Annotated in this window: 21 protein-coding genes and 2 pseudogenes; 14 read left to right on the forward strand and 9 right to left on the reverse strand. The window is 55.7% G+C overall.

Going from position 1 to position 25211, the window contains the following annotated elements; translation table 11 throughout:
- Positions 1-6: 6 nt before the first annotated feature.
- The 4 genes and pseudogenes from lolA to lrp form a co-directional block, all read right to left on the reverse strand.
- Positions 7-618, reverse strand: a complete 612-nt coding sequence (gene lolA, locus P9J57_RS13645; protein ID WP_014593314.1) for an outer membrane lipoprotein periplasmic chaperone LolA — start codon at positions 616-618, stop codon at positions 7-9.
- A gap of 182 nt (positions 619-800) precedes the next feature.
- Positions 801-3320, reverse strand: a pseudogene (locus P9J57_RS13650) (DNA translocase FtsK); the annotation flags it as partial.
- Between the two features lie 414 nt (positions 3321-3734).
- Positions 3735-4136, reverse strand: a pseudogene (locus P9J57_RS13655) (DNA translocase FtsK 4TM domain-containing protein); the annotation flags it as partial.
- Positions 4137-4365: 229 nt separating this feature from the next.
- Positions 4366-4860 (reverse strand): leucine-responsive transcriptional regulator Lrp, encoded by a 495-nt coding sequence (lrp, locus tag P9J57_RS13660; protein ID WP_006118610.1) that lies wholly within the window; start codon positions 4858-4860, stop codon positions 4366-4368.
- A 525-nt stretch (positions 4861-5385) separates the two neighbouring features.
- Here lrp and trxB point away from each other — a divergent pair.
- From trxB to infA, 5 genes are all read left to right on the forward strand, one after another.
- Positions 5386-6351, forward strand: a complete 966-nt coding sequence (trxB, locus tag P9J57_RS13665) for a thioredoxin-disulfide reductase (RefSeq protein ID WP_014606200.1) — start codon at positions 5386-5388, stop codon at positions 6349-6351.
- Between the two features lie 136 nt (positions 6352-6487).
- Complete coding sequence (gene cydD / locus P9J57_RS13670) at positions 6488-8257, forward strand: heme ABC transporter permease/ATP-binding protein CydD (RefSeq protein WP_105083073.1); 1770 nt, start codon at positions 6488-6490, stop codon at positions 8255-8257.
- Positions 8257-9987: a heme ABC transporter ATP-binding protein/permease CydC gene (gene cydC / locus P9J57_RS13675; RefSeq protein ID WP_105083072.1), complete on the forward strand. Its 1731-nt coding sequence runs from the start codon at positions 8257-8259 to the stop codon at positions 9985-9987. Before cydD ends, cydC begins: the two co-directional genes overlap by 1 nt.
- A gap of 31 nt (positions 9988-10018) precedes the next feature.
- Positions 10019-10711 (forward strand): leucyl/phenylalanyl-tRNA--protein transferase, encoded by a 693-nt coding sequence (aat, locus tag P9J57_RS13680; RefSeq protein ID WP_013025223.1) that lies wholly within the window; start codon positions 10019-10021, stop codon positions 10709-10711.
- Between the two features lie 344 nt (positions 10712-11055).
- Complete coding sequence (gene infA / locus P9J57_RS13685) at positions 11056-11274, forward strand: translation initiation factor IF-1 (RefSeq protein WP_002211347.1); 219 nt, start codon at positions 11056-11058, stop codon at positions 11272-11274.
- A 92-nt stretch (positions 11275-11366) separates the two neighbouring features.
- On the opposite strand, the gene clpA is transcribed toward infA, so the two are convergent.
- Together clpA and clpS are read right to left on the reverse strand one after the other, a co-directional pair.
- Positions 11367-13643, reverse strand: a complete 2277-nt coding sequence (gene clpA, locus P9J57_RS13690) for an ATP-dependent Clp protease ATP-binding subunit ClpA (RefSeq protein ID WP_013025222.1) — start codon at positions 13641-13643, stop codon at positions 11367-11369.
- A 53-nt stretch (positions 13644-13696) separates the two neighbouring features.
- Positions 13697-14017, reverse strand: coding sequence for an ATP-dependent Clp protease adapter ClpS (clpS, locus tag P9J57_RS13695; RefSeq protein ID WP_013025221.1), 321 nt, complete (start codon positions 14015-14017; stop codon positions 13697-13699).
- A 316-nt stretch (positions 14018-14333) separates the two neighbouring features.
- On the opposite strand from clpS, the gene cspD reads away from it, so the two are divergent.
- A complete protein-coding gene (gene cspD / locus P9J57_RS13700; RefSeq protein WP_006118603.1) occupies positions 14334-14558 on the forward strand; it encodes a cold shock-like protein CspD in 225 nt (74 codons plus the stop codon).
- 71 nt (positions 14559-14629) lie between these two features.
- On the opposite strand, the gene P9J57_RS13705 is transcribed toward cspD, so the two are convergent.
- The gene (locus P9J57_RS13705) at positions 14630-16279 is read right to left on the reverse strand and encodes an ATP-dependent nuclease (protein WP_015700662.1); all 1650 of its coding nucleotides are present in this window, start codon (positions 16277-16279) and stop codon (positions 14630-14632) included.
- Between the two features lie 136 nt (positions 16280-16415).
- Here P9J57_RS13705 and P9J57_RS13710 point away from each other — a divergent pair, with 136 nt between their 5' ends.
- The 3 genes from P9J57_RS13710 to ltaE all read left to right on the forward strand — a co-directional run bounded on the left by P9J57_RS13710 (position 16416) and on the right by ltaE (position 20285).
- Positions 16416-17315 (forward strand): LysO family transporter, encoded by a 900-nt coding sequence (locus tag P9J57_RS13710; RefSeq protein WP_024470921.1) that lies wholly within the window; start codon positions 16416-16418, stop codon positions 17313-17315.
- A gap of 123 nt (positions 17316-17438) precedes the next feature.
- The gene (poxB, locus tag P9J57_RS13715; RefSeq protein ID WP_072137911.1) at positions 17439-19160 is read left to right on the forward strand and encodes a ubiquinone-dependent pyruvate dehydrogenase; all 1722 of its coding nucleotides are present in this window, start codon (positions 17439-17441) and stop codon (positions 19158-19160) included.
- A 63-nt stretch (positions 19161-19223) separates the two neighbouring features.
- Entirely contained in the window at positions 19224-20285 is a 1062-nt protein-coding gene (gene ltaE / locus P9J57_RS13720) for a low-specificity L-threonine aldolase (RefSeq protein ID WP_230957741.1), read from the forward strand.
- A 23-nt stretch (positions 20286-20308) separates the two neighbouring features.
- Here the strand turns inward: ltaE and P9J57_RS13725 are convergent, their stop codons facing one another.
- Both P9J57_RS13725 and P9J57_RS13730 read right to left on the reverse strand, forming a co-directional pair.
- Positions 20309-21133 carry an N-acetylmuramoyl-L-alanine amidase gene (locus P9J57_RS13725; protein ID WP_014606207.1) on the reverse strand — a complete coding sequence of 275 codons (825 nt, stop codon included), beginning with the start codon at positions 21131-21133 and terminating at the stop codon, positions 20309-20311.
- Positions 21130-21450: a heavy metal-binding domain-containing protein gene (locus P9J57_RS13730; protein ID WP_014606208.1), complete on the reverse strand. Its 321-nt coding sequence runs from the start codon at positions 21448-21450 to the stop codon at positions 21130-21132. Before P9J57_RS13730 ends, P9J57_RS13725 begins: the two co-directional genes overlap by 4 nt.
- A gap of 105 nt (positions 21451-21555) precedes the next feature.
- On the opposite strand from P9J57_RS13730, the gene P9J57_RS13735 reads away from it, so the two are divergent.
- The 5 genes from P9J57_RS13735 to artM all read left to right on the forward strand — a co-directional run bounded on the left by P9J57_RS13735 (position 21556) and on the right by artM (position 25184).
- Complete coding sequence (locus P9J57_RS13735; RefSeq protein ID WP_014593303.1) at positions 21556-22095, forward strand: lipoprotein; 540 nt, start codon at positions 21556-21558, stop codon at positions 22093-22095.
- A 222-nt stretch (positions 22096-22317) separates the two neighbouring features.
- On the forward strand, positions 22318-23046 hold the full coding sequence (artP, locus tag P9J57_RS13740; RefSeq protein ID WP_014606209.1) for an arginine ABC transporter ATP-binding protein ArtP: 729 nt from the start codon (positions 22318-22320) through the stop codon (positions 23044-23046).
- Between the two features lie 15 nt (positions 23047-23061).
- On the forward strand, positions 23062-23793 hold the full coding sequence (gene artJ, locus P9J57_RS13745) for an arginine ABC transporter substrate-binding protein (RefSeq protein WP_014606210.1): 732 nt from the start codon (positions 23062-23064) through the stop codon (positions 23791-23793).
- Between the two features lie 6 nt (positions 23794-23799).
- Complete coding sequence (gene artQ, locus P9J57_RS13750; RefSeq protein WP_015700667.1) at positions 23800-24516, forward strand: arginine ABC transporter permease ArtQ; 717 nt, start codon at positions 23800-23802, stop codon at positions 24514-24516.
- Positions 24516-25184, forward strand: coding sequence for an arginine ABC transporter permease ArtM (artM, locus tag P9J57_RS13755; protein WP_013025209.1), 669 nt, complete (start codon positions 24516-24518; stop codon positions 25182-25184). Before artQ ends, artM begins: the two co-directional genes overlap by 1 nt.
- Positions 25185-25211 lie beyond the last annotated feature (27 nt).

Consider the following 25211-nt stretch of genomic DNA (forward strand, 5'->3'; position numbering starts at 1 on the left):
ACCACCTCACTGACGTTGATCATCCACCGTGACGCCTTTCGGCGGGGTGAAAGTGAATTTATCCGGGCTGATAGGGCCGTTTTTCTGGCTCTTCAGCTGGTAGTTACTGCGCTGTCCATCCTGCTCTACGGCGCTGAACTGATTAATCGTGCCATCTGGCGTTACGTCGATAGTGAACTGCTTGAGGTTGCCGTCGCTTTTCTTCGGGGTCAGTTCAAATTTATCGCCCTGCTGCTTAACGTTGTATTGCTGCCAGTCGCTGGACTGATTGCGGGCAATTAACATAAACGGCGTATTGCTGGTAGCATTCTTTAACAGACTTACCGTAGCCTGCTCTACAAACGGGTTGTAGAACCATAACGATTTTCCGTCAGAGACAATGACGCTCTCGTCAGGCGCGGTCATGTGCCAGTTAAACAGGCTTGGGCGCTTGACCCACAGTTCACCTTCTCCATCCTGCACGTTAGCACCGCTGCCATCGGTCACCTTTTGCGTAAAGCTGGCGTGGAAGCTGTTTACTTTATTCAAACGCTGTTGCAGGTCACTTGATGCATCAGCGAAAGCGCTGGCTGAACCCAAAGCGGCCAACAGGCCTAAGGCAATTACGCGTAATTTCATCTGCTTAAATCCTTATTAAATCGTTTCCCGTTGATAACGCTACTAAGCCTGGTCGCTGTCCTGCGTTTAATACAGGAGAAAAAACCGAAAGCCTAATCAACTATGGGGGTAAACGGCTAAAAAACAATGAGCCAGCAAGAACTGGCTCATTGATTTATGTTTCAAAGCTTATCGTTCAGGCTCTACATATCGTGGGGAGGCGGTGACAGCACTTCGCGGTTACCGTTATGTCCCGGTGCCGAAACGATGCCCTGGGCTTCCATCTGCTCAATGATGCGCGCGGCGCGGTTATAGCCAATACGGAACTGACGCTGAACGCCTGAAATCGAGGCGCGGCGCTTGTCCACCACGAAACCCACCGCCTGATCGAACAACGGATCCAGTTCTTCATCGCTGTCGATGCCGCCCGCACCTTCGCTCTCTTCGCCCGCTGTAATGCTTTCAATGTATTGCGGACGTCCACGCGCTTTCCAGTCCTGGACCACCGCATGCACTTCCTGATCGCGTACAAAGGCACCGTGAACACGAACCGGCATGGAGGAGTTTGGCGGCATATAGAGCATGTCACCCATGCCCAGCAACGACTCCGCGCCGCCCTGGTCGAGAATAGTACGCGAGTCAATTTTACTTGATACGGTAAAGGCGATACGGGTCGGGATGTTGGCCTTGATCAGGCCGGTAATCACATCCACCGAGGGACGCTGGGTGGCCAGCACCAGGTGGATACCGGCCGCACGCGCTTTCTGCGCCAGGCGGGCAATCAGCTCTTCCACTTTTTTACCCACGGCCATCATCAGGTCGGCGAACTCATCCACCATCACCACAATGTAAGGCAGTTTTTCCAGCACCGGCGGCGTCATGTCCATACTGTCGCCCGGTTTCCAGAACGGATCGGGGATTGGACGGCCCATCGCCTCAGCCTGCTCAACTTTCTCGTTGTAGCCCGCAAGATTACGCACGCCAAGTGCCGACATCAGTTTATAGCGGCGCTCCATCTCACCGACGCTCCAGCGCAGCGCATTCGCCGCATCTTTCATATCGGTGACGACTTCGGTGAGTAGATGCGGAATGCCTTCATAGACCGACAGCTCAAGCATTTTCGGGTCGATCATAATAAAGCGCACTTCTTCCGGCGTGGCTTTATACAACATGCTGAGAATCATGGCGTTTACGCCGACTGACTTACCCGAACCGGTGGTACCGGCAACCAGTAAGTGTGGCATCTTCGCCAAATCGGCCACTACCGGCTGACCGGCAATGTCTTTACCCAGTACCACGGCCAGAGGTGAAGGATTGTCACGGAATTTTGGACAATCCAGCACTTCACGTAAGTAAACGGTCTGACGGTGCTTATTTGGTAATTCCAGTCCGACATAGGGCTTACCCGGAATCACTTCAACAACGCGCACCGCCGTGGTGGACAGTGAACGGGCCAGATCGCGCGACAGGTTAGAAATACGCGCCGCTTTCACGCCCGGCGCCAGATCCAGTTCAAAGCGGGTAATGACCGGGCCGGGAGAGATGCCGACGACCTCGGCCTTAACACGATAATCGCCCAGGCGTGATTCAACCAGGCGCGCCGTCTGCTCAAGGGCAAACATGTCAACCGGCTCTTCTTCTGCAGGCGGTGCGGTTAACAGATCCAGAGAAGGCAACGGCGTAGAGGGTTTTTCCAGCGGCTGTTCATGACGCATCAGGAAAGGATGAATCAGGCTGTCATGCAACGACGGCTTCGCCTCTTCCACAGGTTCGGGCTGCTCGACAGGTGCCGCGAAGATATCCGACGCAACGTTCTGCGTCGGCATGCTTCTCTGCGCGTCCGCATGCGTCGGCGCAGCCTGTACTTGCTGCCACGGCTCATGTTTGGCCGCGACCTCATCCGTTTCCGGCGTTGCCGCAATGGTGAACAGCGGCTCAACCGGGCCGTCGTCAACCAGATCTTTCATCGGTGAGAAATCAAAGGCCGCAGACGTGTCCAGGTTGAATACCGGCGCATTGTTGGCAGGTTCGGTCTCATAACGCTGTTGCTGCTGCTCGGCGAACTGACGGGCCAGGGATGCCTGCTCTAGAGCCAGTTCATCGTCTTCACTCTGTTCATCCTGTTGCCAGCTCTCGCCATAACGCTGTTGCTGCTCAGACTGAAACGCCTGACGTAACTCAGCCTGTTGCAGAGCATCCTGCTCCTCCGCTGACCAGTCTGGATTATGCGGCTGATCGGCAGCCTGTGGAGCCGCCGGGGCTTCAGACAGTCTGGCTTTCTCTTCTGCCATGCGCTGGGAAGGAAGTTTAATTCCGTAAGAAGCCAGTTCGCGTCGGGTCGGTAATTTAACCGGGTTTGGCCGCGGTAACGCCGGACCTATCCCCTGCTTCACCTGTGGATTCGCCTGATTTTCAGGCACAGGTTCAAACAGCGGCGACATCGAGGCCGCGGCTTTTCCTGCCGCGCCTGCCGTTACCGCACTGCTCAGGGTTGCGGCAGAGGCTGCCCCGCGCCAGTTGCCCATCTTCGGCGCATCATCCTCATAGGCCGTAAAGGGTGCTGAGGATGCGGGTGTTTCATCCGGCATTTCAAACCGGTACAGAGGCGGTTCACTGACCGGTTTATCCTGCTGAACAGGTTCACGCGGTGCAAAATGACGCTCTGGAGCAGGATGAGGTACAGCCGCTTCCTGGGCGGGCGCGGCGACAGAATGCACGGGTGCAACCGCAGGCTGGGCTGCAGATGGGGCTGACGGCGGCACGGTAGCCGTGGTAAAGGTTGACGCCACGCTGGCTGCAGGTTGCTGGACGGGTGCCACCGGCATTTCAGCAGCGTCGGTGGTTGCCGCGACGGCAGCGCGGGTCGCTGTTGCCGCCTTAGCCAGCAGCGGATCGTGCTCGTCCAGATCGGGCTGCGCCTTACGGGGCGCAGAAAGCAGAACGTCATCGTCGTCATGGGGCTGCGCGTGAAGAACAGGCGCATCATCTTCATGATGTTCGGCCTCGTCCTCTTCCTGCCAGGGTTCGTCGTGACGTGAACGGTTGCTGGCAAATGTCAGCACGCCCATGACCACGCCACCGATTCGTTCTGCAATGGTCAACCACGACCAACCGGTATACAGCGTAATGCCCGCTGCCCAGATGCAAAGCAGAGTGAGGGTGCCACCAGCAGGACTAAACCAGGGTGAAATCGCATTGCTGACGAGGCTGCCGATCACGCCGCCTGAAGCAAAGTACCAGATGTCGTCAGCATTCAGTGCAGCCATGCCGCAGGTCGTCACGACCAGGGCCAGTACGCCAATTAAGCGCAAACCTACGGCGAAATAGTCGAAGTAGTCCTGATTATCGCGCTGGCGAAAGGCTATCCAGCACAATCCAAGGATCACCGGTGGAATGGCGTAAGCCATCACGCCAAAGATGAACAACAGCGTGTCAGCCAGCCATGCCCCTACCGTACCGCCGATATTATGGATAGGCTCGTGCCAGGCCGTCTGCGACCAGCTCGGGTCGGAAGGATTAAAACTGACCAGGGAAACCATCAGGTAGACGGCAAACAACGCCACCAGAATGAGCAACGCTTCCAGCAGACGGCGTCCACTGCTCAGCGACTGTAACGAAACGTCTTTATCTTCTGTGTATTCCTGGCTCAAGAGAACTCTCCAGGTGCCTGTAAAGTAAGAAACAACAGCGTCGGGCTCACCCGACGCTGGTCCTGTATGTATTCACAGGAGTGTACCGAAATTTCACAGGCTTTGCACCTGCCACGCATCAGCGCGTTTTGATCACCAGACGGTTACTCTGTTTGACCTCTTCCATCACCACGTAAGTACGCGTGTCGTTTACACCCGGCAGGCGCAGCAGGGTTTCCCCCAGCAGCTTGCGGTAGGCGGACATATCGGGCACGCGTGTTTTCAGCAGGTAGTCGAAATCACCAGAAACCAGGTGACACTCTTGAGTTTCCTCAAGTTTTTGCACAGCGGCGTTAAATTGCTCAAACACATCTGGTGCGCCACGATTCAGAGTAATCTCAACGAATACCAGTAATGAGGCGTCCAGGTAGTGAGGGTTAAGTTGCGCAGTGTAACCAAGGATGAATCCCTGGCGTTCAAGACGACGTACACGCTCAAGACAAGGTGTAGGCGATAATCCTACACGTTTGGAAAGTTCCACGTTTGAGATACGACCGTCTTTCTGCAATTCATTCAGAATATTTCTGTCGATCCTGTCGAGGTCTTTACCGGGGCGTTTCTTATTATCTACCATTATTATTGTCTCTCTTAATTCCTTCCCTTTACCTGCCATCCCCTGAAAACGCTCATTGTTCGGGGCATTTTTTGAAGTGAAATAACGGCGTCTCAGTGCGGTCGCACCTATGTGTATGACGCATGTTGTCTGTCCACATCATGCGTCATGACTCATATCAGACGACAAAATTCGTTCGGCACATTGCCCAAAACCCGGCGGCAAAACCCGTTTTGTTCCGAAGATGTCATTCGCTTCTCACACTGTTTTCGCAAATGCGCAGGCGATTGTCAAAGTAAAATGTCTAAATTCAGGACAAGATGCCAGACACATCGCTGGGTCCCTGTTTTTAAATGAGTATTTTCGGGCGATAAGGTGCAACAACGTGAATTTTTGCCCCCTTTTGGCGCAAACCGCAGGCAAAAAGTGCAATCATCGTCTACGCCGTTTGCAGTAATCGTTAACAAACGCGCGCAAGTGTTGTCAATGACACGGCTTATTCCCTACAATCGCAGGCTATGTCAGGCGAATGAAACTGAGGAACGCATGAGTACGGCTAAACACAGTAAGTTGCTCATTCTGGGCTCTGGTCCAGCAGGTTATACCGCAGCCGTTTATGCTGCACGCGCGAATCTGAATCCGGTGTTGATTACCGGTCTGGAAAAAGGCGGACAGCTGACGACCACGACGGAAGTGGAAAACTGGCCGGGCGACCCGCACGATCTGACAGGTCCATCGTTAATGGAACGCATGCATGAGCATGCCGAGAAATTTAACACTGAGATCATTTTTGACCACATCCATTCCGTGGATCTGCAGAATCGTCCGTTCCGTTTAACCGGTGACAGCGGCGAATACACCGCAGATGCCCTGATTATTGCCACAGGTGCATCGGCACGCTACCTCGGCCTGCCGTCAGAAGACGCGTTTAAAGGCAAAGGCGTTTCGGCCTGCGCTACCTGTGATGGTTTCTTTTACCGTAATCAGAAAGTCGCCGTGATCGGGGGCGGTAATACGGCGGTAGAAGAAGCACTTTATCTGGCCAATATCGCCGCTGAAGTGCATTTAATTCACCGTCGCGACAGCTTCCGCGCCGAGAAAATTTTGATCGATCGCCTGATGGAAAAAGTCAGCAACGGCAACATTGTGCTGCATACCCACCGTACGCTGGAAGAAGTGGTTGGCGATCAGATGGGCGTGACCGGACTGACGCTGCGTTCAACGCTGGACGACAAAACCGAGTCGCTGGAAGTCGCTGGCCTGTTTGTGGCGATTGGCCACAGCCCAAACACAGCGATTTTCGACGGCCAGTTAGCGCTGGAAAATGGCTATATCAAGGTTCAGTCTGGCCTGCACGGCAATGCAACCCAGACCAGCATTCCGGGTGTGTTTGCTGCAGGTGATGTGATGGACCATATCTATCGCCAGGCCATTACCTCTGCGGGCACCGGCTGCATGGCTGCTCTGGATGCAGAACGTTATCTTGATGGTCTGGTTAAGAACGATAAGTAAGTTGTTAATAACCTGATCTTAATTGTTTGAGGCGACTGTTTTTCAGTCGCCTTTTTTATTATCACCATGCTAAATTCATGCGCCAGGCGGGAGGGGCTCGCCTCTTTTCCTTTGTCTTCGCCACTGTGGGTTTCGCATGAACAAATCGCGGCAGCAGCACCTTACCCGTTGGCTTCGTCAACAGCGGCATCATGCCGGTCCCTGGTTACGGCTCGCCTCACTGTCGGGTTCCGCCAGTGCGTTGCTGATTATCCTGCAGGCCTGGCTGCTGGCGTCGTTGCTTCAGGCGTTGATTGTGGCGCATCAATCGCCCCCGTCGCTTCTTTCACAGTTTATGTTACTGCTGCTGTGCTTCGTGCTGCGGGCGATGCTGAACTATGCGCGCGAGCAGGCAGGATTCCGTGCCGGACAGGCTATTCGCCAGGCGCTGCGCAAACAGATTCTGGACCGTTTATCCGCGCTGGGCCCCGCCTGGATTCAGGGCAAACCGGCCGGCAGTTGGGCAACCTTGCTGCTGGAACAGACAGAAGATATGCAGGCGTACTATGCGCGCTACCTGCCGCAGATGACGCTGGCGACCGTCATCCCCTGCGCCATTTTGATTGCGCTGTTTCCGTTAAACTGGGCCGCCGGATTGATTCTGCTGGCTACGGCACCGTTGATTCCGCTGTTTATGGCGCTGGTGGGCATGGGCGCGGCCGATGCCAATCGGCGCAATTTTCTGGCCCTTGCGCGCCTGAGTGGTGACTTTCTTGATCGCCTGCGCGGCCGGGAGACGCTGAGGCTGTTTCATCGGGCCGAAGCAGAAAAACAGGCCATTGCCGCCACCACCACGGACTTTCGTCAACGCACCATGGACGTCTTACGGCTGGCTTTTCTCTCCTCCTCCGTTCTGGAGTTTTTTGCGTCATTAGCTATTGCTGTGGTCGCGGTTTATTTTGGTTTTTCCTACCTGGGTGAGTTGCACTTTGGCGATTATGGCAAGGGCGTTACGCTGTTTGCTGGTTTTCTGGTGTTGATTCTGGCCCCGGAATTCTTTCAGCCTTTGCGCGATCTCGGCACCTTCTACCATGCTAAAGCGCAGGCCATCGGCGGCGCCGATGCCATTGAGCGCTTTATGCAGGCGACGCCACAGTCAGAAGCGCGCAACGGCACTATCCCGTTTGCCGCCGCCGCACCGCTGGAGCTGGTTGCTGACAACCTGATGGTCTGCGCGCCCGGCGGTAAAATCCTGTGTGGTCCTTTACATTTCACTCTGCGCTCGGGCGGACGCATCGCGCTGGTCGGTAAAAGCGGCGCAGGCAAAACTGCGCTGTTGAATGCGCTGCTGGGGTTTTTACCTTATCAGGGCTCGCTTAAAGCCAATGGGATTGAGTTACGCGATTTGGTTCAACGCGACTGGCATCGGCATGTTGCCTGGGTCGGACAAAATCCCCAGTTACCGGCAGAAACCTTACGTGAAAATATCCTGATGGGCGCGCCCCTCGACGCCGCACGTCTGGATGCCTTAATCGCGGCTTGTGGCATCCACGAGTTTCTCTCACGACTGCCTGACGGGTTGAATACCGCACCGGGCGATGCCAGCAGCGCGCTGTCCGTTGGTCAGGCACAGCGCATTGCGGTTGCGCGGGCGCTGTACAAACCGGCTCAGCTATTGCTCCTTGATGAGCCTGCAGCCAGCCTGGATGCGCTGAGTGAACATCATGTCATGCAGGCACTTCATCAGGCCGCGCGACAGCAAACCACCCTGATGATTACGCATCAGATCGATTCGCTGCGCGACTGGGATGAAATCTGGCTCATGGAGGCGGGAAAACTGGTACAGCAAGGCAGTTGGCAGGCACTGACGGCCCAGCCCGGCCCTTTCCGTGCACTGCTGCAACATCGTCAACAGGAGTGCATCTGATGTCTGCTCTGCGTCCTTTTCTGCGGCTGTGGCTGCGTCATCCCTTCCGGCTGGCGCTGGGGATTATACTGGCGATAGTTACGTTGCTGGCCAGTATTGGCCTACTCACCCTCTCTGGCTGGTTTCTGGCGGCATCGTCCGTTGTTGGCGTCGCGGGCCTGTACAGTTTTAACTATATGCTCCCGGCCGCCGGCGTGCGTGGCGCGGCCATTATACGTACCGCGGCACGTTACTTCGAACGGCTGGTCACGCACGATGCCACGTTCCGGGTGCTGCAGCATTTGCGCGTTTTCACCTTCAGCCGATTGATTTCACTGGCACCGGGTCAGCTTGCGGCCTTTCGCCAGGCGGATCTGTTAAACCGTTTTGTTGGGGATGTGGATACGCTGGATCACCTCTACCTGCGGGTAATATCGCCGCTGCTGGGCGCATTTATCGTTATTGTGGTGGTGACAGCCGGTTTAAGCCTGATTGATCCGCAGCTGGCACTCCTGCTGGGCGGTACCCTGCTTGCCCTGCTCTGTCTTTTTCCTCCCCTGTTTTACCACCTGGGCGCCCCGGCGGGCGTGGCGATAACCCGGCAGCGTTCGCACTGGCGCGTGCAGTTAATGCACTGGCTGGCGGGCCAGGCTGAACTGACGTTGTACGGTAACGCCTCCGCCTGGCGCGCGCGGCTGGACAGCAGCGAACAACAGTGGCAGAACGCGCAGCGCCAGCAGGCACGTTTAGAGGCACTGGCGCAGAGTCTGTTGCTGATGTGCAGCGGTATCACGGTGACCGCCCTGCTCTGGCTCAGCGCCGACAGCATTGCGCAGCAGCATCTTCCCGGTCCCTTTATTGCGCTGGTGGTGTTTTGTGCCCTGGCCGCTTTTGAAGCGCTGGCCCCGGTCGCGGGTGCCTTTCTGCCCCTGTCTCAGGTGATCACCGCCGCCCAGCGCGTCAATGAGATCATCGAGCAAACGCCAGCGATCGTTTTCCCCTCCGCAGCCGCTGTCCCGCCCGGCACGCTCAGCATGAGCGTGCAGGCGCTTGAATTCAGCTATCCCGGTAGGCCGGAAAACGTGTTAAACCAGTTTTCCCTGCACATTAAGGCGGGTGAACATGTCGCGCTACTCGGGCCTACCGGCTGCGGAAAATCCACCCTACTTGGCCTCCTGACGCGCGCCTGGGATGTTGAGCATGGCGAGATAGCGCTGAACAACGTCCCGCTTGCCGAGTGGGATGAAGCGCAACTCCGTCAGCGCATCAGCGTTGTCACCCAGCGCGTTCATCTTTTCAGCCAGACCCTGCGTGATAATTTATTGCTGGCCTGCCCCGATGCCAGTGATGAAACCCTTACCGTGGCATTAATGCAGACCGGCCTGCAGAGTCTGCTGGATAATGAAGAAGGATTAAATGCCTGGCTGGGCGAAGGCGGCCGGCCGCTGTCGGGTGGCGAACTGCGACGCCTGGCGATTGCCCGTGCGCTGCTGCACAACGGCGACCTGTGGTTGCTGGATGAGCCGACAGAAGGGCTGGATGCCGCGACCGAGCAGCATATTCTGTCCCTGTTGCAGCAGCTGACAGCGGGCAAGACCGTGATTATGGTTACCCATCGTCTGACCGGACTGGCGCAGATGGATAAAATTTGCGTTATGGACGGCGGGAAGATCATTGAGCAGGGAAATCATTCCGAATTAGTCGCAAAAGGTGGACGTTACTGGCGTTTCCAGCAACGCTTTGCGTTATAGTTTTGTAAAAGCTGATGGATAACTTAACGCGATGAGACTGGTTCAACTGTCACGGGAATCGTTGCTGTTTCCTCCTCCGGAAACGGCGCTGCGTGAGCCCAATGGCCTGCTGGCTATGGGCGGTGATCTCTCGCCTGCGCGCCTGCTCAACGCCTATCAGCAGGGGATTTTCCCCTGGTTTTCCCCTGGCGATCCGATTCTGTGGTGGTCACCCGACCCTCGCGCGGTGTTACTCCCAGACCGTTTTCACCTCAGCCGCAGTATGAAGCGCTTTCACCAGCAATCACCTTATCGGGTTACGATGAATGAAGCCTTTTCCGACGTGGTCGAAGGCTGTGCGGCCGGTCGGGAAGAAGGGACATGGATTACTTTTGAAGTCAAACGCGCGTGGCTGAAGCTTTATGAGCTTGGTCATGCCCATTCCATTGAAGTCTGGCGCGAGCAAGACCTGGTGGGCGGCATGTATGGCCTGGCGCTGGGCCAGATATTTTGTGGCGAATCCATGTTCAGCCTGCAGACCAACGCCTCGAAAACCGCACTTTGGGTTTTCTGTCAGCATTTTATTAAGCACAAAGGACGCCTGGTGGATTGCCAGATACTGAATCCCCATACGGCTTCACTCGGCGCGGTCGATATTCCCCGCGAAGCTTACCTGGATGCGGTAAAAAACCTGTCCTCGCAGCCCGTTGACAGCGGCTGCTGGCGGAATCAAACCCTTTTTTAATCCGCGCGCAGATGTTTTGCACACATAAACCCGGTTAAGTGATATAATAGCGGCGTTTGGTATGTCGTCCGCGCTTGATTTTCAAGCCGGAATTGCCAGGCTGGGAATCTCATCGCACTCTCGGAACTGTTTCAATCGTGCGCGTGTTACCGGTTGATTCAGATTCTTAGCCCGCTAATCCCCCGCAGACGTCACATAAACACCCGAATTTAACCGACATGCTCGCGTTATAACGCGAAGCACGGCGATGCGTTGGCTTTATTGCCGACGGTTCTTTACATAACTTGTTGAATTGGGCATTATCTTGCCGGTTCAACTGAAAGGTAGTACACCCAGAGGATTCGATGGCCAAAGAAGACAATATTGAAATGCAAGGTACCGTACTGGATACGTTACCTAACACCATGTTCCGCGTAGAACTTGAGAACGGACACGTGGTTACCGCTCATATCTCCGGTAAAATGCGTAAAAACTACATCCGCATCCTGACGGGCGACAAAGTGACTGTCGAGCTGACCCCGTACGACCTGAGCAAAGGCCGCATTGTCTTCCGTAGTCGCTGAGTTGCGTTGATGCCGTTGCCTGCGCCTCGTGTGCGGGCAAACAAAAAAAGGCCGTATATTATCCGGCCTTTTCTCTTTCTGTCATACCGCGCTTAGTGCACGGTGCCTTCCGTTTTACGTTTTTGCGCACTCAGGAAGTGATAGGTCAGTTGCCCCTTCTCTTTATCCAGCGCAACAGAGACCGATCCACCGTCAACCAGCGAACCAAACAGCAGTTCGTTCGCCAGCGGTTTCTTCAGGCTCTCCTGAACGGTACGCGCCATCGGACGAGCGCCCATCGCTTTGTCATAGCCCTTCTCTGCCAGCCAGTCACGCGCTTCGTCACTGACCTCCAGTGAAACACCTTTCGCATCCAGCTGTGCCTGCAGTTCAACAATAAACTTGTCGACGACCTGATGAATAACGTCCGTTGACAGGTGGCTGAACCAGATAATGTTGTCCAGGCGGTTACGGAATTCAGGAGTAAAGATTTTCTTAATCTCTTCCATGGCATCCGTACTGTTGTCCTGATGGATCAGGCCAATCGATTTACGCTCGGTTTCACGCACGCCGGCGTTGGTGGTCATCACCAGCACCACGTTACGGAAGTCGGCCTTGCGGCCGTTGTTATCGGTCAGCATACCGTTGTCCATCACCTGCAGCAGCAGGTTGAACACATCCGGGTGCGCTTTCTCAATCTCATCCAGCAGCACAACGGCGTGAGGATGCTTGATTACCGCATCGGTCAGCAGGCCGCCCTGATCGAAACCCACATAGCCCGGAGGCGCACCGATCAAACGACTGACGGTATGGCGCTCCATGTACTCAGACATGTCGAAGCGCAGCAGCTCAATTCCCAGCGCTTTCGCCAGCTGAACGGTAACTTCGGTTTTACCGACGCCCGTTGGACCAGCAAACAGGAACGATCCCACCGGCTTGCGATCCTGCCCCAGCCCTGCACGGCTCATCTTGATGGCTTCGGTCAGCGCTTCAATGGCGTTATCCTGACCAAACACCAGCATTTTCAGACGGTCGCCCAGGTTCTTGAGCGTATCGCGATCGGTTGCTGAAACACTCTGCTCTGGAATACGGGCAATACGCGCCACCACGGTTTCGATATCAGCCACGTTAACGGTTTTCTTACGTTTGCTCGCGGGCATCAGACGCGCACGGGCACCGGCCTCATCGATCACGTCGATGGCTTTATCCGGCAGATGGCGATCGTTAATGTATTTCACCGCCAGCTCAACGGCCGCACGCACGGCTTTGGCCGTATAGCGAACGTCATGGTGCGCTTCGTATTTGGTTTTCAGGCCGTTAAGAATCTGCACCGTTTCTTCCACCGACGGCTCGGTGATATCGATTTTCTGGAAACGACGCGCCAGCGCACGATCTTTTTCAAAGATGTTGCTGAATTCCTGATAGGTGGTAGAGCCCATCACGCGGATCTTACCGCTGGAGAGCAGCGGTTTGATCAGGTTTGCCGCATCGACCTGCCCACCCGATGCCGCACCCGCACCGATAATGGTATGAATCTCGTCAATAAACAGGATGCTGCTGTTATCCTGCTCCAGCTGTTTTAACAGCGCTTTGAAACGTTTCTCAAAGTCACCCCGGTATTTGGTGCCCGCCAGCAACGAGCCGATATCGAGAGAGTAAATCGTGCAGTCTTTCATCACTTCAGGCACGTCACCCTGCACAATGCGCCAGGCTAAGCCTTCCGCAATGGCGGTTTTCCCGACGCCGGATTCACCCACCAGCAGGGGATTGTTTTTACGGCGACGACACAGGACCTGAATAGTTCGTTCCAGCTCTTTGTCGCGACCGATCAGCGGGTCAATTCCGCCGACGCGAGCAAGCTGATTGAGATTGGTGGTGAAGTTTTCCATACGTTCCTCCCCGCCTGCTTGCTCTTCGTTAACCGGATTTTCAGCACCAGGTGCCTGGCCGGGTTCGTCTTTACGCGTGCCATGAGAGATGAAATTCACCACATCAAGGCGGCTGACTTCGTGTTTGCGCAGCAGATAAGCCGCCTGCGACTCTTGCTCGCTAAAGATGGCAACCAGCACGTTAGCGCCGGTAACTTCACTGCGTCCGGATGACTGAACATGGAAAACCGCACGCTGCAATACACGCTGGAAACTGAGCGTAGGTTGTGTGTCACGCTCTTCTTCGCTGGCTGGCAGCACAGGCGTGGTCTGTTCAATGAAGGCTTCGAGTTCCTGCCTTAGAGCCACAATGTCCACCGTACAGGCTTCCAGTGCCTCTCTGGCCGACGGGTTACTGAGCAACGCCAGTAACAGATGCTCGACGGTCATAAACTCATGACGGTGCTCACGCGCTCTGGCGAAAGCCATGTTTAAACTGAGTTCCAGTTCTTGATTGAGCATTAGGCACCTCCTCCAGTTAATCGCTCTGACCTGCTTCCTGTATGGAGAGAGGCTCAGGCTTTTTCAAGCGTACACAGCAACGGATGATGATTGTCCCGCGCGTAATTATTCACCTGCGCCGCTTTGGTCTCAGCGACCTCTGCGGTAAATACACCACAGATTGCTTTACCGTGGTAGTGAACTTTCAGCATCAGTTGCGTTGCACGTTCAATATCATAAGAAAAGAACTTTTGCAGAACGTCAATAACAAATTCCATAGGTGTATAATCGTCATTATTCAGAATGACTTTATACATGGAAGGCGGCTTTAACCCTTCGCGTACTTTATCGTCAGCTAATTGTTCAAAATTTAGCCAGTCATTTGTGTTTGCCATAGTGTTCCGTTGTGATTCTGTACATCGTCATAAACCCGGTTCATCTGTAGAGTTTAACACGTGTGTCAAGTGCACAGTCGCTAATGAATCATTCCGCTAAAAATGCCACACGCGACCTGTATCACAAAATTTCAAATAGCGTTAACTACCTCAAATTTTGATGATTTTTTCCCCGCCTTGCCGGGTGGTTTGCTTGACGACCACGCCAGTTTCTCTACATTCTACCTTCACAAGCTGATTGAGTTTTAATCAAACCCGACTCACGGCTTCAGTGACCTCACCTACTTATAAAATGTCTTGCGAGGGAAGTAAAAGCATGGAGACAGGTACCGTTAAATGGTTCAATAACGCCAAAGGTTTCGGCTTTATCTGTCCAATCGGGGGCGGAGAAGATATCTTCGCACACTACTCAACGATACAGATGGATGGCTACAGAACGCTAAAGGCGGGCCAGCAGGTCCATTTTGACGTTCATCAGGGCCCTAAGGGCAACCATGCCAGTCTGATAGTACCCGTTGAAGCGCAACAGGCTGTCGCCTGAGATCACCCCAACGTTGGACCGCTCCGTTGAAAATGCCAGCCTGCCGTGCTGGCATTTTTACTTGCGAATCGCTAACCCGCTTTACCCTGCGCCAGTCTGATAACGCGTGCAAACATGTCCCGCAGGCGTTCCGGTATGGCCTCGGTGCCGCGTTCGGCTGCCGCCATCGCGACCATAATGGCCAGTTCAGGTTTAGATGCACGATGAATCGCTTTGGTAATAATACGCCTGGGTTTCATCGGCACGTTTAACGGCAGGTGCGCTGCTTGTTGATAAATATCGCTAAAGCCATGCTGATAAAGGAAGTGCTCTATATCCGCCGCCGGTAGCGCCGTTAAGTGATGCTTCTCAACGTCAGGCGGCAGCAGCTGACTGCGCGCCGTGGCCGCATATTTTTTCCCTGCCATATCGCCGTCAGTCAGCACATGCCAGGCAATGCCCATACGCCGGGCAAATTTTAACAGCGGTTTTAATCCTGACTGGGCGAACTCAATCACCTTTATGCCTTCCGCGGCAAAGTGAAAGCCGCATTGTCGCGCCATCTCGTTAATGATCCAGACTTCGGTTTCGCCTTCAACCAGGAGCCAGCAGCGGGCAAACAGCGCCGAAGGCCGGTTAACTTTAATATGGAAGCCGATTCGCCGGCTCTCTTCAGCACTCAGCCCTTCGGGACCGACGCGCCATGCGGCCACGCGCGCGGGCTCGCGAACCAGCCGGCAAACATGCTCGATCGCGACCTGAGAAAGCAGCTCTCCGGAATTGGTTGTCGCGATCTTCTGCAGCGGCAGCAGCGTCAGCAGATTCCACGCCACGGACAGCATAATGGGATGCAGGCGGGTCTCCGGATCCTCAATCAGCAGCAGCGGCCGTGCGCCCGGCGCCAGAGGTTCGCTTCCCCGTGCCTGCACCAGCAGGGTAAACATGCGCAACAAAATAAGCTGACGGCTGCGAACGTCGGTGGCGGCAATCAGATGATTGAGCTGATCCAGCGAATGCCAGCCCCGGGCACCTTCACGGGACTGCGGCTCAACGCGGTGCGGCTCGCTGCCCCGCTCAGGATGCTGGATCAGGAAATAGTGTTCTACGAGCTGCTGCATCGTCTGCAATCCTTGCCGCAGCATGGCATTACTCATCTGCTGCGGGTGCTGCTCCAGATCTCGCGTGAGGGTATCCAGCTCTTTCGCCAGTTGGTTTAAGGTAGAGAGGCGGGCATCAATACCGCTCTCAACCGGTCGGATGCGGCGGCTGAAGCGGGCATCGCGCAGCCGTAATACCGGGTTCATGCGCAGCAGGTAATCTATCGCCGCCGCGCTTCCCGCTTCCGGTAATACCTGCCCATTCCCGTCGATAAAGCGGCGCGTCGAGGTAATCTGATCGTCACGCCGTCTGGCCTGCACGCTATAGCTCAGGCGGCGCTTTCCCTGCTCGCCGGGTTGCCAGAATGGCTGCAGCAGCTCGCTGGTGTCCGCTTCGTCATCCGCAAAGTGGAAAACAACCGACAACCGATGCACCCGATCCTTAACCTCACCCGGCGTAAAATGAAAATCATCAAGGGAGAACGCATAGTCGCGCGTGCGGGGAGAGAGCAGCAGGCTGAGCGCGTCGAGCAGGCTGGATTTCCCCCAGGCGTTTTCACCAATCAACAGGTTGATGCGCGTCAGCGGTAAAGAGAGTTGATTGATGCCGCGGAATCCCCGGATATCGATATGTTCCAGAATCATAGCGTTTTTATCCTCTTTGCTTTCCGAAGAATGGAGCGGCTTCATCAGGGGGTCAAGAGACTTTATGACAAAGGTTTACTCCCCTACGCTTTTTCGCTAGCGTGTCGTGACTTTCGACATGGACGAACCTTTCATTATGTATTCCGGACTCTTAATTATTCTTCTGCCTCTGCTGGCAGGCTGGCTGTTACCGCTTCGGCACGTTGCGTTCCTGAAGGCCGTAAACCGGCTGCTGGGTTGGATGGTCTACGTCATCCTGTTTTTTATGGGCATCAGCCTGGCCTTTCTCGATAATCTCAGCAGCAATCTGGTGACGGTGTTTTATACCGCCGCCGTGGCAACGGCTTGCATTCTACTGTGTAACCTGCTGGCGCTACGCTGGCTTGAGCATCGCCTGCCCTGGCAGCACAGTCACAAACAACAAAAGCTGCCCTCACGTTTGCATATGGCGCTGGAATCGCTGACGTTATGCGGCGTCGTGATCGCCGGCTTTGTGCTGGGCCTGACCCAGTGGCCCTGGCTGCATCATGCGTCAGCCGCCAGTGAATATGCATTACTCTTTTTGCTTCTGCTGGTGGGGATTCAGCTGCGCGGCAGTGGGATGACGCTGCGGCAGATTGTGTTAAACCGCCGTGGCATGATGGTGGCGGGCGCGGTGCTATTGAGCGCGCTGCTGGGCGGAATGATCGCGGCGCTGATACTGGGGCTGCCGCTGAAAACCGGTCTGGCCTTAGCCAGCGGCTTCGGCTGGTACTCGCTTTCGGGGATTCTGATGACGGAAGCCTTTGGTCCGGTGATCGGCAGCGCGGCATTCTTTAACGATCTGTTGCGAGAGCTTATCGCCATCATGCTGGTGCCCGCGCTGATTGCCCGCCACCGCAGCACAGCGCTGGGCTTATGCGGCGCCACCTCGATGGATTTTACCTTACCGGTATTGCAACGGGCGGGCGGTTCAGAAATCGTTCCGGCTGCGATTGTGCACGGTTTTGTCATGAGCCTGCTTGCGCCGGTCTTGATCGCGCTCTTCTCTGCCTGATGGCTGAATTCAACTTTTGATGCAATTTTTTACGGTTGAGTTGAATCAGCGTCGTCTACGCTTCTTGTGAGCTGTTTGATTCTGCTATCCGGTGGATGGCGACGGATGACCAAGGAGAAGAAGATGAAACAAACCGTAGCGGCGCTGGTGGCCAAAACGCTGGAAAACGCCGGTGTAAAACGTATTTGGGGCGTCACGGGTGACTCATTAAACGGTCTGAGCGACAGCCTGAACCGAATGGGCACCATTGAGTGGATGCCCACCCGCCATGAAGAAGTGGCCGCCTTTTCTGCTGGTGCAGAAGCGCATGTCAGTGGGGAACTGGCAGTATGTGCGGGTTCATGCGGCCCCGGTAACCTGCACTTGATTAACGGCCTTTTTGACTGCCATCGCAATCGCGTGCCGGTCCTGGCGATTGCGGCCCATATTCCTTCCAGCGAAATCGGCAGTGGTTACTTTCAGGAAACCCATCCTCAGGAGCTGTTCCGCGAATGCAGCCACTACTGTGAGCTGGTATCGAACCCCGAGCAGTTGCCGCAGGTGCTGGGCATTGCGATGCGTAAAGCCATCCTGAATCGTGGCGTATCGGTGGTTGTCCTGCCGGGCGATGTCGCGCTGCAGGCCGCACCGGAATCCGCCCGCGCTGACTGGTATCCACCGCAGTTGCCGCTGGTGCTGCCGTCCGCCGATGAGCTGACTACCCTGGCGCAAACCCTGAACGACGCGAAAAATATTACGCTGATGTGCGGCAGCGGCTGCGCAGACGCGCACCGGGAAGTCGTGGAGCTGGCGGCGACGCTGAAAGCGCCGGTGGTCCATGCCCTGCGCGGCAAAGAGCACATTGAATACGATAACCCGTACGATGTGGGCATGACCGGACTGATCGGTTTTTCCTCGGGCTATCATGCCATGATGAATGCCGACACCCTGGTCCTGCTTGGCACCCAGTTCCCCTATCGCGCCTTCTACCCGGAAAAAGCGAAAATTATCCAACTCGACATTAATCCGGGCAGCCTGGGCTCGCACTGCCATGTAGATCAGGCTTATATCGGCGATGTCAAAACCACGCTGCGCGCGCTGCTGCCAAAGCTGCAGGTCAAAACCGAGCAGCGTCACCTGGACAGCGCACTGAAGCATTATGCCGAGGCGCGTAAAGATCTGGATTCGCTGGCAACCGCCAATGATAACCAGCCGATTCATCCGCAATATGTGGCCCAGCAAATCAGTCAACTTGCCGACGACGACGCGATCTTTACCTGCGACGTGGGCACGCCAACCGTCTGGGCGGCTCGCTACCTGAAAATGAACGGTAAACGCCGCCTGCTTGGCTCCTTTAACCACGGTTCAATGGCGAACGCGATGCCGCAGGCCATGGGCGCGCAATCACTCAACCGTGACCGTCAGGTCGTGGCGCTATGCGGCGACGGCGGATTCAGTATGCTGATGGGCGATTTCCTGACCGTCGCCCAGCTGAAGCTGCCGGTAAAACTGGTGATTTTCAACAACAGCTCGCTGGGCTTTGTTGCCATGGAGATGAAGGCCGGCGGTTATCTCACCGACGGCACCGATCTGCACAATCCTGATTTTGCCGCCATTGCTCAGGCCTGTGGTGTTAAAGGCATTCGCGTTGAGAAAGCCTCTGAACTGAATGGCGCGCTGGAACAGGCCTTTGCCCATGATGGCCCGGTCCTGGTCGATGTGATTACCGCAAAAGAAGAACTGGCGATGCCGCCGGAAATTAAGCTGGAACAGGCCAAAGGCTTTAGCCTCTATATGCTACGCGCCGTTATTAATGGCCGCGGTGATGAAGTGCTTGAACTGGCAAAAACCAACTGGCTGCGGTAAAACAGACGGATGTTACAGGCGGGTTCTCCGCCCGCCTGGCATTTTGCTGCCCAGGAGCACAATGTGATTGATCTACGCAGTGATACCGTGACCCGTCCCAGTGCCGCCATGTTAGAGGCGATGATGGCTGCTGAAACCGGGGATGATGTTTATCGGGACGATCCTACCGTTAACGCACTGGAAGCCGAAGCGGCGAGGCTGAGTGGTAAAGCCGCTGCGCTGTTTCTGCCCACTGGCACCCAGGCCAATCTGGTGGCGTTGCTGAGCCACTGTCAGCGTGGTGAAGAGTACATTGTGGGCCAGCAGGCGCATAACTATAAGTACGAAGCAGGCGGCGCGGCGGTACTGGGGAGCATCCAACCCCAGCCGATTCTGGCGGCGGCCGACGGCAGCCTGCCGCTGGATGTGGTGGCCGACTTCATCAAACCTGACGATATTCATTTCGCCCCGACCCGGCTCCTGAGCCTGGAGAATACCCATCATGGCAAAGTCCTGCCCGCGGGCTATCTGGAGCAGGCGTGGCATTTTACCCGCAAGCATAAGCTGGCGCTGCACATTGACGGCGCACGTATTTTTAATGCCGTCGTGGCGCAGCAAACCACGCTGGAAAACCTTGCCCGTTATTGCGATACCTTAACCATCTGCTTGTCAAAAGGACTGGGCGCGCCCGTGGGTTCACTGCTCTGCGGCGATACAGATTATATTGAACGCGCGCGTCGCTGGCGCAAGATGACTGGCGGCGGTATGCGTCAGGCGGGGGTGCTGGCAGCGGCGGGGCTATATGCGTTGCAACACAACGTCGCACGGTTACAGACCGATCACGAGAATGCGGCTTGGCTAGGAGAGGCGCTGCAGAAGATCGGCATTGAGGTCACGGAGCAGCAGACGAATATGCTGTTTGTGCGCGTCCCGGCAGACCAGGTTGACGCGCTGGGTCAGTGGATGAGATCCCATGATGTGCTGATGAGCGTGGGTCCCGTGACCCGAATCGTCACCCATCTGGATGCTGAGCGCCCGGCGCTGGAAAAGGTGCTGTCGCACTGGCGGGCGTTTTTGGCACAGCATCGTCCCGGAGCTCCCGTCACGCCGTCTTCCCTTGCGGCGTCACCTTACGCGAGTCGCTAGATGTTGAGCGCGGTAACCACCGGTTATTGCGCTTCCCCATATTTTTCCAGCAGCGCCTCTGCAATCGCCAGGGTTTCAGCATCCGCTAAGCCCTGATAATTCGCTGGACGGAAATGCATCTGAAAGGCCGCAATCAAATTCTGTTGCTGGTTCGCGCTCATCCCTTCCGTGACCTCATAGCCGTAGCGCTGCAGGCGATCAAGCACTGTGGCAACCGGTACGGCGGCATCTCGATGCTGCCCGGCTAAGTAAAAAGCGACGCGCTGCGGAGCGGGCCAGGCGCCAATGCCCTGCTCAGCCAGCTGCCGCCAAGGGAATCGCGGGCCAGGATCCTGTTTACGCTGAGGGGCGATATCGCTGTGGCCCACGATATTTTCCGGCGCGATACCATACCGGCGGGCGATATCCTTGATGAGCGCGCCGAGCACACGGATTTGTTCGGGAGGAAAAGGCTGCCATTCCAGGCCGGTCAGGGTACGGCGATAGCCGTTGTTCACCAGCTCAATGCCCACTGACGTATCGTTGATACGGGTTGCGCCGCGCCAGAAGCTCGGCCCGGCATGCCAGGCCAGATCCTGCTCCGGTACCAGTTGCCAGATAATGCCCTGCCCCTTGTGCTGCGGCGGCTGGCGAGGAATAAGATAATGGACGCTGACGTCACGATCGGTCAACGTGGCCAGGGAAGAGGAAAAGTCTTCTGCGGTATAGTGAATCACCACCACTTTTACGCGCGGTCGCGCGCCCTGAGCGGGATGACGCAGATCGACCCAATAACCCGGTCGTGATTCAATGCCCGACTGGCAGCCCACCAGCAACCAGAGCGCCAACAGCAGCAGAATACGTTTCAACGAATCACAACCGCCGTGCCGGTCACGCTCACCATCAGCATGCTGCTGTCTTTACCCACGGTTTCGTAATCGATATCAATGCCGACGACCGCATTGGCACCCAGCACGCTGGCCTGCTCTTCCAGCTCTTTAAAGGCAATCTCGCGCGCTTTGCGCAGTTCCTTTTCATACGCGCCCGAGCGGCCACCGACAATATCGCGAATGCCGGCGAAAAAATCGCGGAAGATGTTGGCACCGAGAATGGCTTCCCCGGTGACCACGCCACAGTAATCCGTAATACTGTGTCCTTCCAGGGTTGGCGTCGTCGAAAATTTCATCGTTTTCTCCTGTTACGTAAACCGGCCAAAGGCTCTTTCACCTAAAAGCAGAACTATACTCTATGTTAAAAAGGCACCTTGCCAGAGAACAATAAGGAAATCGAGATGAGAAACAAAGGTTTTGCGCTTTTGCTCCCGGCCGCGCTTCTGCTGAGTGCCTGTACGACAGTAGAGCCGGTAATTAAGGATAACGGCCCACGACTCGCCCCTTGCGTTGAAGGCGGCCCCGACACCGTGGCACAAAAGTTCTACGATATGCGGATCGCACATCCCACCGCCGGTCTGCCTGATACCACCACGCTGGCAAACTATCGTCCTTACCTGAGCGAAGGCCTCTATCACGCCCTTCAGGAAGCAAGCCAAAGCCAGAACGCAACGCAATGGCACAGCGGCGATCTGTTCTCCAGCCTGGCACAGGGGCCAACTCAGGCTGATGTTGCTGATGCGTCGACCATTCCAAACCGGGATGCCCGCAATATCCCGCTGCGGGTAAACATGAGCCGTGACGATAAGCAGTGGCAGGATGAAGTGTTGATGATCCATCAGGGCAGTTGCTGGGTGGTGGACGATGTCCGCTACGTCGCAGACGTGCCTCACCCGGCAGGCGGTTCTCTGAGCCAGATGCTTGAAAAGGCGAAAAAATAAATAACCTTTACCTCCACGTCTGAACGCGCGGGCTTAACCGCCGGACGCGTTCAGACGGCATTCAGCCTGCCTTTCCAGAAATGCCCGCCGTTCGCCTCACAACATCTTGTGCTAATCTTTTGGGTGTTTACCGCTTATTCGTAAATTTTAAGCCACCTTAATTGCATAACTATTTTGGTGACGTTAAAATCCGCAAAACTAATAGCTATTCAAAATTGGCGCATGAGTATTCAACTAAACGCGATTAACTGTTTCTACGGTGCTCATCAGGCGCTGTTTGACATTAACCTGGAATGTCCGCAAGGCGAAACCCTGGTGCTGCTTGGCCCAAGCGGTGCAGGGAAAAGCTCGCTGTTGCGTGTGCTGAATCTGCTTGAGCACCCGCGCTCTGGTCAGTTGCACATTGCAGGTCACGATTTCGACTTCAGCAAAACGCCTTCGACGGCAGCAATACGCGAGCTGCGCCAAAACGTAGGCATGGTTTTTCAGCAGTACAATCTCTGGCCCCATCTGACGGTACTGCAAAACCTGATGGAAGCGCCCTGCCGTGTACTGGGCTTAAGCAAAGCCGATGCCCGGGCCCGAGCCGACAAGCTGCTCGATCGTCTGCGTCTCACCAGCTACAGCGACCGCTTTCCCCTGCACCTCTCTGGCGGACAGCAGCAACGTGTTGCGATTGCCCGCGCGCTGATGATGGAGCCGCAGATCCTGTTATTTGATGAACCGACCGCCGCGCTCGACCCCGAAATCACCGCCCAGATTGTCAGTATCATTCGCGAACTGGCCCAGACCCAGATTACCCAGGTGATCGTGACCCATGAGGTGGAAGTGGCGCGTAAAACGGCCAGCCGTGTGGTGTACATGGAAAACGGTCATATTGTGGAACAGGGCGATGCCAGCCGCTTTACACAGCCGCAAACCGAGGCGTTTGCACATTATCTTTCGCACTAAGTCAGGATGCTAAAAATGAAAAAAGTCGTACTTGCTGCACTGCTTGCCGGATTAAGTCTGAGCGCTTCCGCTGCCGAAACCATTCGTATTGCTACTGAGGCTTCCTATCCTCCTTTTGAATTTGTTGATGCGAATAACAAAATTCAGGGCTTTGATGTCGATCTGGCAAATGCGCTGTGTAAAGAGATGGATGCGACCTGTACATTCACCAACCAGGCCTTTGACAGCCTGATCCCCAGCCTGAAATTCCGCCGCTTTGATGCGGTGATGGCAGGCATGGACATCACCCCTGAACGTGAAAAGCAGGTCCTGTTCAGCAAACCTTACTATGACAACTCGGCGATCTTCGTTGCGCAGAAAGGCAAAGTGGCGAGCGTAGAGGCGCTGAAAGGCAAGCGCGTCGGCGTGCAGAATGGCACCACGCATCAAAAATACCTGACGGACAAGCACGCGGATATTACCGTGGTGCCTTACGACAGCTACCAGAATGCGGTACTGGATCTGAAAAATGGCCGCATCGATGCCGTCTTTGGTGACAGCGCCGTAGTCAACGAGTGGCTGAAGCAGAACGCTAACCTGGCCCCGGTGGGTGAGAAAGTAACGGATAAAGCGTATTTCGGTACCGGTCTGGGCATTGCTGTGCGTCAGGGAAATACCGAGCTGCAAAGCAAATTCAACACGGCACTGGACAAAATCAAAGCCGATGGCACCTACAAAACCATCTACAGCAAATGGTTCCAGCAGTAATTTCTGATGAATGAAATAATCCCGCTTGCAAGCGCCGCCGGCATGACCGTCGGCCTTGCTGTTTGTGCCCTCATCGCTGGCCTGGTGCTGGCGATGATCTTTGCCGGCTGGGAGTCACTGCGACTGAAACCGCTGGCGTGGATCGGAACCACGCTCGTCACGCTGATTCGCGGCCTGCCGGAAATCCTGGTCGTGCTGTTTATCTACTTCGGCGCATCACAGCTGCTGCTGACCTTATCCGACGGCTTTACGCTGAACTTCGGCCTGTTTACGCTGCCGGTTCAGATGCACATTGAAAACTTTGACGTTAGCCCGTTCCTCTGTGGTGTTATTGCTCTGGCCATGCTTTATGCGGCCTATGCTTCTCAAACCCTGCGCGGCGCGCTGAAAGCCGTCCCGATTGGACAGTGGGAATCCGGCCAGGCGCTCGGCATGAAAAAGTCAGCGATTTTTTTCCGTCTGATTATGCCGCAAATGTGGCGCCATGCCTTGCCAGGCCTGGGAAACCAGTGGCTGGTTTTGCTAAAGGATACGGCGCTGGTGTCGCTGATTAGCGTTAACGATCTTATGTTGCAGACGAAAAGTATCGCGACCCGCACCCAGGAGCCTTTCACCTGGTTTTTAGTGGCGGCGGCCATTTATCTGGCGATCACGCTTTTCAGTCAGGCCGTACTGCGCCGAATTGAACTGCGCACCACGCGTTTTGAGCGGGGGAACAGCTGATGCTGAGCTATCTACCCGAACTGCTTAAAGGGCTTAACACCAGCCTGAGCCTGACCGCGGCCTCGCTCGTAACCGCGCTGCTGCTGTCGCTGCTCTTTACCATTGTACTGGCCTTGAAAACCCCGCTGTTTTCTCCGCTGGTAAAAGGCTTTATTACCCTGTTTACCGGCACGCCGCTGCTGGTGCAGATCTTCCTGATCTACTACGGGCCGGGCCAGTTTCCCAGCCTGCAAACGCTGCCCTGGTTATGGCATCTGTTATCACAGCCCTGGCTCTGCGCCATGCTGGCCCTGTCGCTTAACAGCGCGGCCTACACGACTCAGCTGTTTTACGGCGCCGTTCGTGCCATTCCCGCTGGTCAGTGGCAGTCCTGTGAAGCCCTGGGCATGACGCCCCGGCAAACCCTGCGTATTTTGCTGCCTTATGCGTTTAAGCGCGCCCTGTCTTCTTACTCCAACGAAGTGGTGCTGGTGTTTAAGGGCACATCCCTGGCGTTTACCATTACGCTGATGGAGGTCATGGGCCATGGTCAACTGCTGTATGGCCGGACCTATGATGTCACGGTCTACGCGGCTGCCGGGCTGATTTACCTCTGTGTCAACGGGCTGCTCACCATTATGATGCGCCTGATCGAGAAACGCGCCCTGGCGTTCGAACGGCGAAATTAACCCGCAGGCAGGGCAACCTGCCTGATT

It is taken from the genome of Pantoea sp. nfd-35, assembly GCF_056892255.1.

What these genes read in the sequence shown, in the direction of transcription:
- poxB (WP_072137911.1), top strand. Translation starts at nt 17,439, where the DNA reads ATGAAACAAACCGTAGCGGCGCTGGTGGCCAAAACGCTGGAAAACGCC.
- lolA (WP_014593314.1), bottom strand. Translation starts at nt 618, where the DNA reads ATGAAATTACGCGTAATTGCCTTAGGCCTGTTGGCCGCTTTGGGTTCA.
- artM (WP_013025209.1), top strand. Translation starts at nt 24,516, where the DNA reads ATGCTGAGCTATCTACCCGAACTGCTTAAAGGGCTTAACACCAGCCTG.
- trxB (WP_014606200.1), top strand. Translation starts at nt 5,386, where the DNA reads ATGAGTACGGCTAAACACAGTAAGTTGCTCATTCTGGGCTCTGGTCCA.
- cspD (WP_006118603.1), top strand. Translation starts at nt 14,334, where the DNA reads ATGGAGACAGGTACCGTTAAATGGTTCAATAACGCCAAAGGTTTCGGC.
- artP (WP_014606209.1), top strand. Translation starts at nt 22,318, where the DNA reads ATGAGTATTCAACTAAACGCGATTAACTGTTTCTACGGTGCTCATCAG.
- clpS (WP_013025221.1), bottom strand. Translation starts at nt 14,017, where the DNA reads ATGGCAAACACAAATGACTGGCTAAATTTTGAACAATTAGCTGACGAT.
- clpA (WP_013025222.1), bottom strand. Translation starts at nt 13,643, where the DNA reads ATGCTCAATCAAGAACTGGAACTCAGTTTAAACATGGCTTTCGCCAGA.
- P9J57_RS13710 (WP_024470921.1), top strand. Translation starts at nt 16,416, where the DNA reads ATGTATTCCGGACTCTTAATTATTCTTCTGCCTCTGCTGGCAGGCTGG.
- cydC (WP_105083072.1), top strand. Translation starts at nt 8,257, where the DNA reads ATGTCTGCTCTGCGTCCTTTTCTGCGGCTGTGGCTGCGTCATCCCTTC.
- cydD (WP_105083073.1), top strand. Translation starts at nt 6,488, where the DNA reads ATGAACAAATCGCGGCAGCAGCACCTTACCCGTTGGCTTCGTCAACAG.
- lrp (WP_006118610.1), bottom strand. Translation starts at nt 4,860, where the DNA reads ATGGTAGATAATAAGAAACGCCCCGGTAAAGACCTCGACAGGATCGAC.
- P9J57_RS13730 (WP_014606208.1), bottom strand. Translation starts at nt 21,450, where the DNA reads ATGAAATTTTCGACGACGCCAACCCTGGAAGGACACAGTATTACGGAT.
- P9J57_RS13735 (WP_014593303.1), top strand. Translation starts at nt 21,556, where the DNA reads ATGAGAAACAAAGGTTTTGCGCTTTTGCTCCCGGCCGCGCTTCTGCTG.
- aat (WP_013025223.1), top strand. Translation starts at nt 10,019, where the DNA reads ATGAGACTGGTTCAACTGTCACGGGAATCGTTGCTGTTTCCTCCTCCG.
- infA (WP_002211347.1), top strand. Translation starts at nt 11,056, where the DNA reads ATGGCCAAAGAAGACAATATTGAAATGCAAGGTACCGTACTGGATACG.
- artJ (WP_014606210.1), top strand. Translation starts at nt 23,062, where the DNA reads ATGAAAAAAGTCGTACTTGCTGCACTGCTTGCCGGATTAAGTCTGAGC.
- P9J57_RS13705 (WP_015700662.1), bottom strand. Translation starts at nt 16,279, where the DNA reads ATGATTCTGGAACATATCGATATCCGGGGATTCCGCGGCATCAATCAA.
- artQ (WP_015700667.1), top strand. Translation starts at nt 23,800, where the DNA reads ATGAATGAAATAATCCCGCTTGCAAGCGCCGCCGGCATGACCGTCGGC.